Source organism: Candidatus Nebulibacter yamunensis (assembly GCF_024208055.1).
GTDB lineage: Bacteria > Pseudomonadota > Gammaproteobacteria > Francisellales > Francisellaceae > Caedibacter > Caedibacter lacustris.
Genome location: NZ_JAMBMW010000003.1, coordinates 81748 through 98681 on the forward strand (window position 1 = coordinate 81748; position 16934 = coordinate 98681).

Genomic DNA, 16934 nt, shown 5'->3' on the forward strand with positions numbered 1-16934 from the left:
AATAATGTAATTCCACTTTACTTATCATATATGACAGATTTATAGAGATATCATGTAAAACCTGGAAAATTTTGGAAGATGAAAAATCAAGTCAATAAAATAAAAATCATTAAAATTGGTGGTCGTGTTATGGATGACACACAGCAATTAGAACAGTTCTTTGGTGCATTATCTAAGCAAAACGTACCTTTTATTTTGGTGCATGGTGGGGGTGATAAGGTCAATAAACTAGTTGAAAAATTTCACATTACACCACAGTTTGTTGATGGTCGACGTATAACCGACAATAAAAGCTTGGAAGCTGTTGTGATGATGCTTGCTGGATGGATAAATAAAGACATCGTGGCAAGTTTACAAGCAAAGGGTCTCAATGCATGGGGTTTAACGGGAGTGGATGCAAATTTAGTCATGTGTGATAAACGTTGCATGCAAAAGTATGATTTTGGTTTTGTTGGTGATGTAAAGTCGGTTAACGTATCACCTTTGTTAATGCTATTAGAACACGGTATAACGCCAGTTTTATCCCCCATTACCCACGATGGTAAAGGGCAGTTATTAAACACTAATGCCGATACCTTTGCCGCAAGCATTGCAATAAACTTGGCCATCATTCAAGGTATTGAGATTGAGCTTTATTATTGTTTAGATTTACAAGGTGTGTATGAAAACCTTGATCAGCCTGATTCGTTGATTGCAGTATTGGATGAAGATAAGTTTAAAGACTGCCATGCTCAAGGCATGATTAAAGAAGGTATGATTCCTAAGCTTCAAAATTGCTTTAGTGCTTTAGAGCGGGGGGTTAGTAAAATCTATGTGAGTAATGCTACGCAAATAATTCAACTGTTGACAGGCTTGAAGTTTAAAGGTACAGCAATCGTTAAAAAAGAGAAGTCTATACATGTCTAAGATGGAGTTAGAAAATAAAGAAATGCTTAAGATGAAATGTGATGCTTTAGCCCTACTTAAAGCACTTATTGCTACTCCGTCGCCTTCGAAACAAGAGAATAAAACAGCATGCTTATTGCAATCATGGTTAAATGACAAAGGTGTTGATGCCACTTTAATTGGCAATAATGTTTGTGCCAAAAATAAATTTTTTGATACGTATAAACCATCGATTTTGCTTGTTTCGCATCATGATACGGTGCCCCCCTCGAAAGATTATACAATTGATCCTTACACTCCTTTCATAAAAGAAGGGAAGCTTTATGGGTTAGGCTCAAATGATGCAGGTGGACCACTGGTGAGTCTGTTAAGTGCTTTTGTTTATTTTTATGATGAGGAGCATTTGCCATTTAATTTAATGTTTTGTGCAGCAGCAGAGGAGGAGATTTCAGGTAGAAATGGGTTGGAGTTGGCGTTACCATTTTTTGGTGAAATCAATTTTGCAATTGTCGGCGAGCCCACAAGTATGGCTTTAGCGATTAGTGAAAAAGGATTAATGGTTTGTGATTGTATAGCGTATGGTAAATCAGGACATACGGCAAGAGACGAAGGTGAAAACGCGATTTTAAAAGCAATTAAAGATATACAATGGTTGACAAACTATAAATTTGACAAAGTATCTCCCAGTTTAGGGGAGATTAAAATGAGTGCTACCATGATTGAAGCTGGTATTAAGCATAACATTGTGCCTAATAAATGTCATTTTGTTGTCGATGTACGTACAACAGATGCTTATAGTAATGAGGAAGTGCTAAAAATTATGCAGCAAAATATGCAATCAGAAGTACAGGCGCGTTCAACTCGAATAAAACCAAGTGCAACACCACTGAATCATCCTGTAGTAAAAGCATTGCTAGCACAAGGTGTCACAACGTATGGTTCTCCCACGACTTCAGATCAAGCAATTTTGAGTTGTCCTAGTGTTAAATTTTCACCAGGAGATTCAGCACGCTCGCATACGGCGAATGAATTTATTTATATTCAACAAATTAATGAAGGAATTGCTTTTTTCATAGATTTTTTTAGTACAATGAGGAATATGAAATGGTAGAAAAAATAGTAGATAACCAAAAGCAAAAACTATGGGGTGGGCGTTTTAGTGAAGATAACAATCCGTTATTTGTACAATTTAATGCATCGCTTCGTTTTGACTACCGTTTGCTAGCTTATGATATTAAAGCGAGTAAAGTTTTTACACATGGACTTTATGATATTAGTGTATTAACACAAGTTGAGCTAAGTGCACTCCATCAAGCGCTAGATGAAATTGCAAAAGATAACCAGCAAAACCCCAAGTTGATTCAAGAAGCAATTTGGGAAGGGGTAGAAGACGTACATACTTTTGTTGAGCAAAGTTTAGTCGAGAAGTTAGGTGATTTAGCTTATAAAGCCAATACGAGTAGATCGCGTAATGAACAAGTTTCATGTGCGACAAGATTATGGGTGTTGGATCACATTGATCAAGTTGTTGATCTTATTCAAAATTTGCAACACGATTTGTGTCAACAAGCACAGACCAACATTGATGTTCCACTCATGGGGTATACCCATTTACAGCAGGCACAACCTATTACATGGGGTCATTATTTCTTGTCTTTTTATGAAATGCTCAAGCGTGATATTGAAAGACTATCAGATGTCAAAAAACGTGTGGACATTTCACCTTTAGGATTAGGTGCAATTGCAGGTAATTCGTGGCAATTAGATCGTTATAAAATAGCAAAACAATTAGGGTTTAGTGAAGTTTCAAAAAATAGCTTAGATGCTGTGAGTGATCGTGATTATATCATCGAATTTATGGCGGCATTGAGTCTTGTTAGTGTACATTTAAGCCGCCTTGCTGAAGATATGATTATCTATTCAACAACTGAATTTGATTTACTTGAGATGAGCGATGAAGTAACAACGGGTTCCTCACTTATGCCGCAAAAGAAAAATCCAGATGCAATGGAACTTGTACGTGGTAAAACAGGACGTATCTATGGTCATTTAATTGCATTATTAACGACGATAAAAGCGTTACCTTCAGGTTATAACAAAGATCTACAAGAAGACAAAGAAGCATTGTTTGGTGCTGTAGATACAATAATTGATATATTACGGATTACCAAGATTACTATTGCGAGTTTAAAGATTAAAAAAAATAAGGATTATAAGCATAGCTTTTGTGTTGCCACCGAACTTGCAGATTACCTTGCTAAAAAAGGTGTACCATTTAGAAAAGCTCATCATATAGTAGGTAAAATTACACGCTTTGCATTGAATGAAGGTCGTCCACTTAAAGAGCTAACATTAACCGAATATCAGCGGTTTTTTCCAAACGTTGAACAAGATATTTTTCAAGTGATAACGATTGATTCTGCAATCAATAGTAAAAAGGTAATCGGTGGGACAGCAGTTGAGGAAATTAAGAAACAGCTAGATGTTATAAACTCAAGTATGAGCGTTGATTCAGCAAAGGTCGGTATTCAATACACTTTCTAATTCCAAATATCAATAATTTAAGGTGTTTAGTTGCAATGTTTGATATAATTCCGCGTGATTTGTTTTTAAGTAAAAATGGAGCGACTGAATGTCCGATGTTACAAACTACGATTCGTCAAATATTAAAGTTTTAAAAGGTCTTGAAGCTGTTCGTAAGCGTCCTGGAATGTATATTGGAGATACCGATGATGGATCAGGATTACATCACATGGTATTTGAAGTTGTTGATAACTCAATTGACGAAGCACTTGCTGGATATTGTGATGATATTATCGTGACAATCCATACCGATGGTTCTGTTTCAGTGAGTGATAATGGTCGTGGGATTCCGGTTGATATCCATTTAGAAGAAGGTCGATCTGCTGCTGAAGTGATCATGACCGTACTGCATGCAGGTGGTAAGTTTGATGACAATTCCTATAAAGTATCTGGGGGGCTTCATGGTGTGGGTGTTTCTGTAGTGAATGCCTTATCAGAGAGCTTAGAGTTGCGTGTTTGGAAAAACGGTAAAGAGTATGAGCAGTTTTATGTACATGGTGAACCATTAGCACCATTAAGAGAGGTAGGTGATACAACAAAAAGAGGGACGATGATTCGTTTTAAACCTTCAGCTCAAACCTTTTCAATAGTTGAATTTAGCTATGATATTTTAGCTAAACGTATTCGTGAACTTTCGTTTTTAAACTCAGGTGTCAAGATTCAACTGATTGATAAGATCAACGATCAGCAAGCAATTTTTCAGTATGAAGGTGGGATCAGTGCGTTTGTAGAGCATTTAAATCGCAGTAAAACTCCACTTAACCCTAATATCATCAATATTCAAGGTGAGAAAAATGGTGTGATGATTGAGCTTGCGATGCAGTGGAATGAATCTTATCAAGAAAGCATTTACTGCTTTACGAACAATATCCCGCAGCGTGATGGGGGAACACATTTATCAGGCTTTAGAGCAGCATTAACACGTACGATAAATGGTTATATTGAATCAGAAGGCTTGAATAAAAAATTGAAAATTAGCACATCAGGTGACGATGCGCGAGAAGGATTAACAGCAGTCCTATCCGTTAAAGTCCCTGATCCAAAATTTTCCTCACAAACAAAAGATAAATTGGTTTCCTCAGAGGTAAAGTCTGCGGTGGAGGCGCTAGTTAATGAAAAATTACAAGAATTTCTGCTTGAAAACCCAACGGAAGCTAAACTGATTGCCAGTAAAATTATTGATTCAGCACGTGCCAGAGAGGCGGCAAGAAAAGCGCGTGAAATGACTAGAAGAAAAGGTGCACTTGATATTGCAGGACTCCCGGGTAAACTTGCAGATTGCCAAGAAAAAGATCCTGCATTGTCTGAGCTTTATATTGTAGAGGGGGATTCAGCGGGTGGTTCTGCTAAACAAGCACGTGATAGAAGAACCCAGGCTATTTTACCATTAAAGGGTAAGATACTGAACGTTGAAAAAGCGCGCTTTGACAAGATGCTTGCTTCACAAGAAGTGGGTACTTTGATTAAAGCTTTAGGTTGTGGTATTGGACGTGATGAATATGATCCAGAGAAAGTACGTTATCATCGAATTGTAATTATGACCGATGCAGATGTTGATGGTTCCCATATTCGCACACTATTGTTAACATTTTTCTATCGTCAGATGCCTGAGTTAGTAGAGCGTGGCTATATTTATATTGCACAACCACCTTTATATAAAGTAAAGCGAGGCAAGCAAGAAACTTACCTTAAAGATGACACAGCTTTATCTGAATACCTTGGTAATATTGGGATTGAAGGGGCAAGTATTTATCCAGGTGAGAATATTCCACCAATTGCAGGCGTAGGTTTAGAGGCTTTATATCACCAACATCAAAAAACACAAGTGAAAATTTTAAACTTAGCGCGACGCTATCCTGAACGAGTTTTAAAAGCATTAATAAGTTATGTACCTTTTACGGCTAATATGAGTGAAGAAGATATTACTTACTGGTGGAAAAGCTTTGCTGAACATATTAATACAATGACTGCAGGTTATGAATTTTATAGTTCAGATATCAAGGTCGAAACTCATGAAGATGAAAAATTAATAAAATTACATATCACTAGATTATTACATGGCGTGCAAACGGACTATCTTTTCAACCTAAGTTTTTTTGAGAGTAAAGACTACCAAAGCATTGTTGAGCTTGGTCAGACTTTAAATGGTTTGTTAGCTCCTGGTGCTTATGTTGAGCGCGGTAATAAGAAAGAATATGTTGATACATTTGATCAAGCAGTAGATTGGCTAATTACTGAGGCTAAGCGTGGTCAAAATATCCAGCGTTATAAAGGACTAGGTGAGATGAATCCCGGTCAATTGTGGGAAACAACTATGGATCCTTCTGAGCGCAGAATGTTGCAAGTTACCGTTGCTGATGCAGTAGCCACAGATGAGTTATTTTCAACATTAATGGGAGATCACGTTGAGCCAAGGCGAGATTTTATTGAAAGCAATGCGCTAAATGTTGTCAATATTGACGTTTAATTTTGTGACGATGGGGTGCTATATACACTTTAATTTATCATGCTATTAATATATTTGAAAGGTTTGCAATTATTGGCGTTATCTAAGATAAAATGATACCATATCAGTACTATTTTATTGAATAAACCTGATGAGAAAAACTATGATAGAAAAGTTTGATCCAAATATTGAGCGACCAGTAACTTTTACTCAAGCGGCATTAAAGCACTTTAAAAAACATTTGGAAAAAATAGGTGGACTTGGGATTAAAATCGGTATCAAGACCACAGGTTGTTCAGGTTTAGCTTATGTTGTTGAGCCTATTCATGAATTACCGCAAGGGTTTATTAGACTAGAAGAACAAGGCGTTTTGTTCTTTGTTGATCCTAAAGCCTTGCAATATGTTAATGGTCTTGAAATTGATCACATTAAAAGAGAACTTGGTTTGTCACAACTTGTTTATAAGAATCCCAATGAGTCAGCACGTTGTGGCTGTGGTGAGAGTTTTACCGTTATAGATGAGGGGTTGAAAGGTTAATGAAGATGTCAGACGTTGCAATTTTACGTCGTGAGGTAGAAGTTACGACGGTGCCTTATGGCGAAAAAATGACACTCATGCCAGGACAAGAAGTTTTAGTGACTCAAGCAATGGGTGCAAGTTTCACACTAAATGTGATGGGTAACTTAGTTTACTTAGATGGCAAAGATGCTGATGCAATCAATCGAGAAATTATATTGTTGCCCAGTGATAAAATTGACGTGAAACCAGGCGATGAAATTAATATGGATTTAATTTGGGCACAATTGCGCACAGTTTATGACCCAGAAATTCCAGTTAATATTGTTGATTTAGGCTTAATTTATGACATTTCAACTACGTTATTGGAAAATAGTAACTATCATATTGGGGTTCAGATGACCTTAACTGCCCCAGGTTGCGGTATGGGACCAATATTGGTGCAGGATGTGGAAGAAAAACTTAAACAATTTGCTAATATTGATAAAGCTGATGTCGTGCTTGTGTTTGATCCCCCCTGGAATTCAGAGATGATGACCGAGGAAGCAAAATTGGAACTTGGCTTATTTTAAGGAAAGCTTGTGATAAAAGTAGTATATCCAGGGACGTTCGACCCAATTAGTTTAGGACATATCGATTTAATTAAGCGAGCAAAAGCACTTTTTGGTGAAGTGATCGTAGCAATATCAACAGGTGATGGTAAAAAGACATTATTTTCTAAAGAAGAGCGCTTAGAAATTACACGTAAAGTATTGGCAGAAATGGAAGGTGTTCAAGTTGTTTATCTTGAAGGGCTTATTGCTGATTTTGTCAAACACGTTAATGCAAAAGCTGTGATTCGTGGTTTGCGTGTAGTGTCTGATTTTGATTATGAGTTTCAGATGGCTAATATCAATCGTCATTTAAATCCAAAATTTGAGACGATCTTTTTAACACCTGATGAGAAATATACATGTTTATCTTCAACTATGATTCGTCAAGTATCCAAAATTGATCCTTACCGAGTTGCTGGTTATGTGCATTCTGTTGTGCTCGAGGCTTTGTTGACAAAACAGCAAGTAGGGTTAAGTGATTAATGCGTTTCAATAGCCTTTGATCGATTGAAAATTTTTTGCCATGCTCTTTATTACATAACCTAATGCCACAATAGTCAAATGTGATGGCTGGATTAATACTTTATAAACTTTAATAAAAGAGGATTGTGATCCGAAATTTTTTGACTATCGATTGCGATTGCATATTCACAGGTGAGGTTGCGATACATAACTAGGTCCAATGGGTGTTTAGCAAAGCGTTTGATGTTTTTATTGTTTTCAAATTGCGCTTGGATTAAATTAAGGGCAATACAGAACTGTTCAATAAGATAATTACGTTTTTTATTCCAACTATTAAAGTCACCAGCAATGATAAGTGGCGTATCTTTAAACTCAGTCAAATAATCTTGAAGTTGTTCAATCTCTTCGGCGTAAACGCGAGAGTTATTAAAATTAATAGCATGGACGTTGATGATAATAAGGGGGGTTTGATCTTCAAATAAGTAGTGATTCACAAGGCTAGACTTATGTGTCTTAAAGAGAAATTCTGTCTTCTTGGATAAGATTTGTTGTGCCTTGTGACTGATAACGTTACTTGCTGTCATCACGCCATAGGCATGGTTCTTAAGTTGTAAATTTGCAGCAAAATGTAAACAAAAATCGCTCAGGGGAAAGGTATTACTATCAGTATGTTTAGCTTCTTGCAAGCAATAAAAGCCAATGCCAAACGCTTGTTGTAGACTCCTAATAAAATGTTGAAAAGCGTAAGGTGTTTTATGATTTATCTTGTAAATATTCCAGCTTAGAAGGTTAAAGCGTATTGGGACAAACTCAAGCTTAACTTGAGTTTTGCAGCTTTGGGTAATTTGCGTCGGCTTAAACATAATCTACAAGAGAGGTGCAAGGAGTTTAACCATGTTTTCCCCTAATTTACGTGCTCTATTTAGGGAAGGTAATTGCTTATCAGCATCTTTTAAAAATTCACTCATCCAGTTTTCCACTTGTATGATAATCGCTTTTTCATAAGCATAAGTTACCACTTCATAATTAAGAAATAAGCTGCGATTATCTAAGTTGACAGAACCAAGCATCACAGCTGTGTCATCAAAAAGTACAGCTTTGGCATGAATCATTTTTTTGTCAAATAAGGCAATTTCGATGCCAGTTTTGGCAAGTTGCCGCATGTAATTGCTACGTGCTAAGTCAGCAATCAAATGATTAGAAACTTTGGGAGTGATCAGCTTGACATCAAGCCCTCGATAATAAGCAATTTGCAACGCTTCAAGTAATGAGTCAGATGGTACAAAGTAAGGGGTGACAATCCAAATTCTTGTTTGTGCGGCATAAATGCCCGCAATTAGTGATTCATAAAGTGCATCATTTGGAATATCAGGACCTGATGGAGCAACTTGTAATAAGTTTTGACCATAATATTTTTTCATTGAAACTTCAGTCATATTAGGAATATGCTCCTTTGCAGAATATTCCCAGTCTGAAGCAAATATATTGTGAAAATGGCATACTGCATGACCCTCAATTTTAAACAAAATATCGTCCCAACGTTTATTGCAATGTGTAGGTCCTAGGTATTCATCTCCTAGATTCATGCCACCGGTTAAAAGACTGTGATTATCAAACAAGTAGATTTTGCGATGATTTCTAAAATTAATATAGTTTCGAAATGGCATTTGGATAATAGGCATGAAAAAACATACCTTCCCACCTGCTCTACGTAAGTGCCTAAAAGTTCGTTGATTGAAATACACGCGGTAAGAACCAAGTGAATCGATCAACAATTTAACCGTGACACCTTGTTTAGCTTTTTCGGTTAGTGCTGCGAGAAGTCTTAAGGTAACATGGTCATTTTGAAAGACATATGTGCTGATATAAATACTATGTTGTGCTTTATGTATATGTTTAATAAGTGCTTCATAGGCATCAATCCCATCTAAATAAAGCTCAAAATGATTATTACTGGTGGGGGCAGGAATGTCTTGATTAATTAATATCGTACGAATGGTGTGAGGATGAGAAGCATCAACGTGATCAATTTTACGTAGATTAAATACATGTTTATGACGTTTGCGTTTGTGTTTGCGAATACCAAAAATAAAATAGCAAGGAACCGCTACATAAGGAATCAGGATAATTGCTAATAGCCATGCCATCATGCTCGTTGGTTTTTGTTTTTCAGCAACCATGCGAATGACAACAATTAAAATTAAAATTTCACAGATAAGCAAAAAAGTATGCAGCTCAATTAATTTAAAAAAGTTCATAACGTCCTTTTTGAATCTAGTAGTTAGTTTTTTCCTATTAATTTAACGCCAATTGTAGTGCAAAAAACCTTTTCTGGGGAATTTATTTATTGATGAGTATACACTGAGTAACGAGAAAAAAATGATTGGAAAGATTAGCTGCATAACTAATATCTTATCGATTTACATTTGCTGGGGGTAAATAAGCTATTTGAAAACGTATTGGTTGTTGCTTAGGTTTGTGCCTTTCCCATTTAACTTCTTGGTATGGCGTGATAACTAAATTTGGATATTCATTTAAAATCTCTTTAGAAAAGCTAGATGGGCCTTCCATTTGTGGAATTAAAATAAATACAGCTCCCTTTTCTTGCAAGTCCCTCATATTAAGTGCTGGATTTAATTTTGGGTTAAAATCAATCAATCCTTCTGGACGATCTTCAGAATACCTTGCCATATAGCTAACTGGACGATTATAGCCTGCTACATACTTAAGTGGTGTATGATAACGATCATGCCAAGAATCGGTCATGATTTTAGCAATAGTGCGCGCTGGGTAATTTGCGCTAGAAGTTTGGCTACGAGATATTGAAACGCTATAACCTATCATTAATAAAATGGTCACTAAGGCGGCTATTAAAATAACTCTATATACTTTAGCTTTTAGTTAAAATTGGTTTGGTCCATACAATTAAAATCACTCCCCATAAGCTTAAAAGAGGAATGCCCCACATCGTATGAACTTTCCAACCCGAAACCATTGAAATAAGCACTGTCAATAAAAATGGTGCAATACCAACGTAGAATAAGAATCGACGATTATATTGATCAATATAGGGTTTTTCATTTAGCTTAGTTTGTGATGTTGTTTTTCCAAAATAGGCGAGTAAAAAGACTGCTACAGCTCCGATAAAGGTACCAATTTGCGCAAAGAAAAAATTAATGCCATAGCCGAAATGTTTGGTGAAAAAGCTTGTTGTATCTGCTGAATGATTTAACTTTGATAAAGAGTATTGAATCGGAACGAAATCATATTTAAGTAGCCAAATTGCATGAGGTGTTGAAATAGCAAAAACAATAATAAGTGAAAGATATATCTTGTACTCTTTAAAAAATCTATGGTTTGATTTATCAAAGAGCATAAATAGAAGCATAGCTACTAAGGGGACAGCAGTATAGTATTTTGCCATCATTCCAATACCAGCTATTATGCCTAAGTAAAGCCAGTACTTTAACCGGTTAGTTGTTAAGCTTCGGTAGAAATATAAAAACATAAGTGGCCATAGCCCAAGCTCACAAGCATTGTCGTTAAAATCTATCACCCCTAAATTGTAGTATTGGATAGCAACTAAAATAATCACTGCGATTAAGGCTAAATAATCGTTTTTAAGGATCATTCGCCCTAAACGCCATACTGACCAGACTGCTAAAAGTACCATCATTTGAGAGAGTAAATAAACGCTCCAATCGCGATCACCACTCATCCAAAGTGCTATTTTTGTTAAAAGTGCATTAAACCACGGATCTCTTGGATAGCCCCATTGCAATACTTGTCCCCACATAGCTCCTTCTGTTGAATCCATTGGTGTAACAAACCTCACTATGGATGGAGTTATGACCCAAAGCGCCGCATAGATAATAAAAAATGACCATAACAGATAACTTGGTTTTAGAAATTTTGGCATGATTGAGTTTATGTTTATAGAAAATTGTTATTTTGAGCATCATAACAGTCAAATATATATTTTCAACTACTATTCCTGGCGTTAAACGAGGGCAATAGCCACTGAAATTCAGCTAACTTAGAAAAGAGTACTTTAGAAGTGGACAAGAAATAAAGATGTATTAGCAGTTTTAACAAAAATGCGTACAATATTGCAAAGGGATATAGTTTGGTGACTGCCCTACATGAATCAAAATGTTAAATTCATCAATAAGGAGATAAAATGTTAAGTCAAATGAGGAAAAAAAAATTATTAGCTATAGCAGCAATATGTTGGATAGCTATCAGCATTCCTGCTTATGCACAAGATGAGTTAAACTCACCAGGAAATATTGAGAATACAATACCAAAAATGATTAATGATCAAACAATTGTAGAACATAATAGGCAGCAAGACTTATATTCACCAGTGGGTTATTGGTTACAGTATACTGATGACGGAAAGCAAGCCCAGTCTATTCTACAAGTTTATAAAGGCAAAAATGGTCAACTGGAAGGCAAGATTGTGGTGCCATTTGTGAATATTGTAGATGGGAAAAAGCAAGTGCCTGAGGTAGTATGTAAGAAATGTGGAAAGGGAAATGAAAACGGTTATCAGTTTGATTATTCAAATTATCCCAACAATCAAGTGCAAGATCTTAAAATTATGTGGGGTTTTATCAAGGGTGGGAAAAAAGAGGGTTCAGATGGTGCTTTATATGATGATGGTTCAATTTTAGATCCATCTAATGGCAAAGTTTATAGCTGTAAAATTCAAGTCCAAGAAAATGGTAACAAACTTTATGTAAGAGGTTATATTGGTTTCTCATTATTTGGGCGTACGCAATATTGGTATCGAATTGATGAGAATCAGGTTAAACAATGTGCTAAGGCGTGTGGATTAACGGCTGAAGGTCATTATCCATATACTGATAAGAATGGCAAAATGGCGAGTGAGAAACTATGGGAACAGTGTTCCAATATTACGTTAAAAGCTCGTGATTTGTGTGCATTTTAATCATTTTTAACGTTGTAACCATCAGAAAAGATTTTTTATTTATTATTTCAATAGATAAGTTTTGAACTAATAATATTTTTTACATAAAATCATCGTCAAACTGAATTTGACAAACTAAATTTCGGAATAATGGAGTAAAGATGAGATTAAATATCAAGATCAAAAAAATATGCCTTTTACCTACTTTATTGTCGGTAAGTTTACTAGCAGGTTGTGCAAGCTCAGGCAATGTAAGCTATGTTGACCCACAAGGTGTTGACACTACTTCAATTAATTTTAATTCAACTGATCTGCAAACAACGACCCAGAAAATGGTTGGTGGTATGTTGTCATCGCCTGCAATTGCGCGCATTACCGCAGGTGCACAGCCTGTTGTATTCTTTAGCACCATTAAGAATGAAACAGCAGAGCATATTAATACAGGGATGTTAGCCAATACGGTTTCCACTGAGATTATTAATAGTGGTAAATTTCAATTTACCGATATGTCTCAAGTCAAAGAAATGAAAGAACAAATGGACTACCAAGCAGGCTCTGGCATGGTTGATCAGGCAACTGCAATCAAAATGGGGCAACAAATTGGGGCACAGTACATGATTTATGGTAGCATTGCTGATATGCAATCAATGAATAGTAACCAGCAATCTTTATTCTTCTTGATTACGCTAAAAATGATTGACTTGAAAACTGGTATCATCGTGTGGCAAGACCAAAAACAAATTCGTAAGACTCAAAAACGTAGCACCTTTGGTTGGTAAAGGAAACAAAAATCACTTACTTCACATGTATTCCTTAAGGAGTATCACAACGTTGGAAACGCAACACGCAGAAGATTGAGCGTAAATCTTTAAACGTTTAGAACGAGGATAAAGCGCCTTGTGAGGAAAACTATCTGTTTCTCAAAAAGTGAGCTAATGCGTGATGCATGCACTGTAATTGGTCTTTATATCAACCAAATTGAATGGGGACGGGGTATATATGAATAACAAAGTAAAACGCTACAAAAATTTAATACTTAGCGTTGTTGGTATTATATTTTTATTGTTATCAGGTTGTGCCACTTTTTCAGCATCCTATCCTAAAAAAATATCTGAAGTTAAAGTTGATTTAGCTAAAGGAGATGCTAAAGCAGCACAGAAATCTTTTAGTAACCAGTTTGGAGATAATCCAACAGAAGATAATCTATATTTATTGGAGCAGGCACGTTTAGCACAATTAAACGATAACGTTGAGCGATCAAAAAAAGGCTATCAAGCCGTTATCCAAACAGTAGCGACCAATAAAATGGCTGCAAAAGTCCAGGTGTCAAAAGTTTTACAAAATATGGGAGCAGTATTAACCAATGATCGAGGATTACCTTTTTCTACACCTGATTATGCGATGACATTTTTATATCCATATCAAGCGCTAAATTATTTATCACAAAATGATTTAAGTGGCGCTTTAGTTGCCATTCGTCAGTTAAGCAATGCTCAATATTGGACATATCAACAAAAATTAATGGTGGAGGATATGCAAAGTAAATATCAAAAAGATACTGCTAAGGTCGATATTGATGAAGAAAACTTAGGACTTAAAAAATCTAAAGAAATTAATGAGATGTTTAGTTCAGTAAAGGATGCTACCAATGCGTATGAAAATGGATTTGGTTATTATTTAGCAAGCATCTTGTATGAAGCATTTGATGAGAATTACAATAATGCGTTTATATCCATTAAGGATGCTAAACGAGTGCTTCCAGATAATCCTTACGTTCTACGCACATATCAAGAAATAGAGCGTGGCTTTAATGGAGGAAGTGCTTATGAAAATGGCAAAGGGCGTTTGGTTGTAATTTATGAACAAGGTTTTGTAACTCCTAGAGAGGCGATTAAACTACCATTATTTTTAGGCAAGCTTGGTTTACAAGAAGTAGCGGTCGCTTACTACCCATCCAAATATACGTTGTTACCAGAAAAAAGCATATATGTTGCTCAAAATGATCGGATTCAAGATCGTGCTCAGACAGCGTTGCTCGTCAATACAACTCAAATGGCAACTAAATCGTTGACAGAGGAGTACCCTGTGATTATCACGCGTGAAGTGATTCGGTTGGTAGTAAAGTCACTTGCCACTTATGAGGCAACTAACCAGGCTGGTGGCTGGGGTTTATTAGCTGGCTCAATCTATAGTTTTGTCACTGCACAAGCAGATGAGCGCAGTTGGCTTTTGTTGCCAAATAATATCCAACTCTATGAAAATCAATTTAAGGCAGGTAACTATACAATTGATCTTGGTAAAAAGCAGCAGAACGTTGAAATAAAAGCCAATAAGACAACCTTGATTTGGTTTGTTAATATAGATGACTTTAATAAGGTTTATCATTTTATTTTGTAAAATTAAGAGCATCATACTGATAAAATAAAATATATTCAGTAATATTTTGCTCATTTTCAATATTGAATTAGCATAAAATAGTTAGCATTGAAAAACCGTAAGTATAACAATATAGCCATAGGCAGATTTTTTTGTTAGCCTTTTGTTATAGTTAATATGCAAAAAAGGAAATTGCAGATGTCAGAAGGTTGGTTGACACAATATCAACGAAGCATTGATGATAATGCTACGTTTTGGGCAAAAAAGAGTGAGATTATTGATTGGATTAAACCGTGGAATACTGTAACCAGTGGATCCTTTCAAGAAGGAAATGTAAAATGGTTTGAAGAAGGTATCTTAAATGTTTCTTATAATTGTGTTGATCGCCATTTGTCAAAATATGCAGATAGAATTGCATTTTATTGGGAAGGGGATAACCCTAAACATAGTCAAGCGTTGAGTTATCAAGCACTTTACGATAGGGTTAATCGCTTTGCTAATGTTCTTAAAACCCTTGGTGTCAAAAAAGGTGATGTAGTTTGTATTTACTTGCCAATGATTGTCGAAGCACCTGTTGCTATGCTTGCCTGTGCGCGTATTGGTGCGGTACATTCAGTTATTTTTGGTGGTTTTTCCCCTGTTGCAATCGCTGATCGTGTTAATGATGCAAAGTGTACATTTATCATTACTGCAGATGGCGGTTATAGAGGTGGAAAATCTATTCCACTGAAAACTAATGTTGATGAAGCAATCAAAAACTGCCCAACAGTTGAAAAAGTACTTGTGGTTGAGCATGCCCACAACATAAATAATTGGAATGATAAAATTGATGTCCATTATTATAAGCTTGCTCAGCAAGTAGACGTGTTCTGTCCAATTGAACCCATGAATGCGGAAGATCCACTTTTTATTTTATATACTTCAGGTTCTACAGGTAAGCCAAAAGGTGTAGTACATACTACAGCAGGTTATTTGGTTTATGCAGCAACAACACACAAACAGATTTTTGATTTGAAAGATGGTGATGTTTATTGGTGTACAGCTGATGTCGGTTGGATTACAGGACATTCATATGTTATTTATGGACCACTGGCTAATGCCACAACAAACGTGCTATTTGAAGGGGTCCCAAGTTATCCACAAAAATCACGTTTTTTTGATGTGGTTGATAAATATAAAGTGAATATTTTTTATACTGCACCTACGGCTATAAGAGCTTTACAAGCAGAAGGTGATGATGCCGTATTGGCTAATACAAAAAGAGATTCGTTACGTATTTTAGGAACAGTTGGTGAACCAATTAACCGTGAAGCTTGGCATTGGTATCACGATAAAGTAGGCAAGGGGAAGTGTTCAATTGTGGATACTTGGTGGCAAACTGAAACAGGTGGGGTTATGATTTCACCTGATCATACTCAATATCAGAAACCAGGTTCAGCAATGTATCCTTTTTGGGGGATTGAGCCTGCGATTTTGGATAAAAACACTGCCAATGAACTAAAGGGTGCGTTAACAGCACATGATTATGGTGCAATTGTTATTAAACGTCCGTGGCCGGGGATGATGCGTACGCTCTGGGGTGATCATAAGCGTTATATGGATAGTTATTTTAATGTTTATCTAGGTTATTATTTCCCAGGAGATGGTGCATATCGTGATAAAGATGGGCACTATTGGATAAGTGGTCGGTTAGATGATGTAATCAGCATTGCAGGGCATAGAATTGGTACAGCTGAAATTGAAAGTGTTATCGATTCTCACGAAGCTGTTGCAGAAACAGCTGTTGTTGGCATTCCAGATGCAATTAAAGGTGAAGTCATTTATGCATATGTAATATTAGAGAAAGGTATCACACCATCTGAATTGCTTAAACAAGATATTATGGAATGGGTGCGCAAAACGTATGGTCCTATTGCCAGTATTAAAGTAATCCAATGGGTGCCAATGCTGCCTAAAACGCGTTCAGGTAAAATTATGCGTCGCATATTACGTAAAATTGCGCATTTTGAAGAACAGCAAATCGGCGATACCTCTACCCTTGCCGATGCAAATTGTGTTAAAAACTTAATTGCTAATCGTTCAGATTATCGAATTGTTAAGAAAGGGTCGCAGTAATTTCAGTATAAGTTTGAATTTTGA

General features: G+C 36.2%; 15 protein-coding genes and 1 pseudogene. 12 read left to right on the forward strand and 4 right to left on the reverse strand.

The features are described from left to right. Positions 1 to 78 precede the first annotated feature (78 nt). From argB to coaD, 7 genes are all read left to right on the forward strand, one after another. Entirely contained in the window at positions 79 to 906 is an 828-nt protein-coding gene (argB, locus tag M1V25_RS02495; protein ID WP_498842336.1) for an acetylglutamate kinase, read from the forward strand. Then, entirely contained in the window at positions 899 to 1996 is a 1098-nt protein-coding gene (locus tag M1V25_RS02500; protein ID WP_498842337.1) for a M20/M25/M40 family metallo-hydrolase, read from the forward strand. The genes argB and M1V25_RS02500 overlap by 8 nt, the downstream gene beginning before the upstream one ends. Next, complete coding sequence (gene argH / locus M1V25_RS02505; protein ID WP_498842338.1) at positions 1990 to 3429, forward strand: argininosuccinate lyase; 1440 nt, start codon at positions 1990 to 1992, stop codon at positions 3427 to 3429. Before M1V25_RS02500 ends, argH begins: the two co-directional genes overlap by 7 nt. A gap of 88 nt (positions 3430 to 3517) precedes the next feature. After that, positions 3518 to 5935: a DNA topoisomerase (ATP-hydrolyzing) subunit B gene (gene gyrB / locus M1V25_RS02510; RefSeq protein ID WP_498842339.1), complete on the forward strand. Its 2418-nt coding sequence runs from the start codon at positions 3518 to 3520 to the stop codon at positions 5933 to 5935. A gap of 142 nt (positions 5936 to 6077) precedes the next feature. Then, the gene (locus M1V25_RS02515) at positions 6078 to 6452 is read left to right on the forward strand and encodes a HesB/IscA family protein (RefSeq protein ID WP_116963722.1); all 375 of its coding nucleotides are present in this window, start codon (positions 6078 to 6080) and stop codon (positions 6450 to 6452) included. Beyond that, entirely contained in the window at positions 6452 to 7003 is a 552-nt protein-coding gene (sufT, locus tag M1V25_RS02520; protein ID WP_116963723.1) for a putative Fe-S cluster assembly protein SufT, read from the forward strand. Before M1V25_RS02515 ends, sufT begins: the two co-directional genes overlap by 1 nt. Before the next feature lie 9 nt (positions 7004 to 7012). Then, positions 7013 to 7507, forward strand: coding sequence for a pantetheine-phosphate adenylyltransferase (gene coaD, locus M1V25_RS02525; RefSeq protein ID WP_116963724.1), 495 nt, complete (start codon positions 7013 to 7015; stop codon positions 7505 to 7507). Positions 7508 to 7599: 92 nt separating this feature from the next. Here coaD and M1V25_RS02530 read toward each other — a convergent pair whose 3' ends face one another. The 4 genes from M1V25_RS02530 to M1V25_RS02545 all read right to left on the reverse strand — a co-directional run bounded on the left by M1V25_RS02530 (position 7600) and on the right by M1V25_RS02545 (position 11303). After that, positions 7600 to 8349, reverse strand: a complete 750-nt coding sequence (locus M1V25_RS02530) for an endonuclease/exonuclease/phosphatase family protein (protein WP_116963725.1) — start codon at positions 8347 to 8349, stop codon at positions 7600 to 7602. A gap of 3 nt (positions 8350 to 8352) precedes the next feature. After that, positions 8353 to 9744 carry a cardiolipin synthase gene (cls, locus tag M1V25_RS02535; RefSeq protein ID WP_498842340.1) on the reverse strand — a complete coding sequence of 464 codons (1392 nt, stop codon included), beginning with the start codon at positions 9742 to 9744 and terminating at the stop codon, positions 8353 to 8355. A 154-nt stretch (positions 9745 to 9898) separates the two neighbouring features. Further along, positions 9899 to 10330, reverse strand: a complete 432-nt coding sequence (locus M1V25_RS02540; RefSeq protein WP_498842341.1) for a hypothetical protein — start codon at positions 10328 to 10330, stop codon at positions 9899 to 9901. A gap of 46 nt (positions 10331 to 10376) precedes the next feature. After that, the gene (locus tag M1V25_RS02545) at positions 10377 to 11303 is read right to left on the reverse strand and encodes a glycosyltransferase family 39 protein (protein ID WP_498842342.1); all 927 of its coding nucleotides are present in this window, start codon (positions 11301 to 11303) and stop codon (positions 10377 to 10379) included. Positions 11304 to 11666: 363 nt separating this feature from the next. Between M1V25_RS02545 and M1V25_RS02550 the strand changes: the two genes are divergently transcribed. The 5 genes and pseudogenes from M1V25_RS02550 (at position 11667) to acs (ending at position 16910) form a co-directional block, all read left to right on the forward strand. Continuing rightward, the gene (locus tag M1V25_RS02550) at positions 11667 to 12440 is read left to right on the forward strand and encodes a DUF2147 domain-containing protein (protein WP_116963728.1); all 774 of its coding nucleotides are present in this window, start codon (positions 11667 to 11669) and stop codon (positions 12438 to 12440) included. Between the two features lie 158 nt (positions 12441 to 12598). Further along, complete coding sequence (gene lpoB, locus M1V25_RS02555; protein ID WP_116963739.1) at positions 12599 to 13198, forward strand: penicillin-binding protein activator LpoB; 600 nt, start codon at positions 12599 to 12601, stop codon at positions 13196 to 13198. A 56-nt stretch (positions 13199 to 13254) separates the two neighbouring features. After that, positions 13255 to 13426: pseudogene (locus M1V25_RS02560) on the forward strand (IS1 family transposase); the annotation flags it as partial. After that, complete coding sequence (locus tag M1V25_RS02565; protein ID WP_116963729.1) at positions 13419 to 14816, forward strand: COG3014 family protein; 1398 nt, start codon at positions 13419 to 13421, stop codon at positions 14814 to 14816. The pseudogene M1V25_RS02560 and the gene M1V25_RS02565, both read left to right, overlap by 8 nt. A gap of 156 nt (positions 14817 to 14972) precedes the next feature. Continuing rightward, positions 14973 to 16910, forward strand: coding sequence for an acetate--CoA ligase (gene acs / locus M1V25_RS02570; RefSeq protein ID WP_116963730.1), 1938 nt, complete (start codon positions 14973 to 14975; stop codon positions 16908 to 16910). The last annotated feature ends 24 nt before the right edge of the window (positions 16911 to 16934 follow it).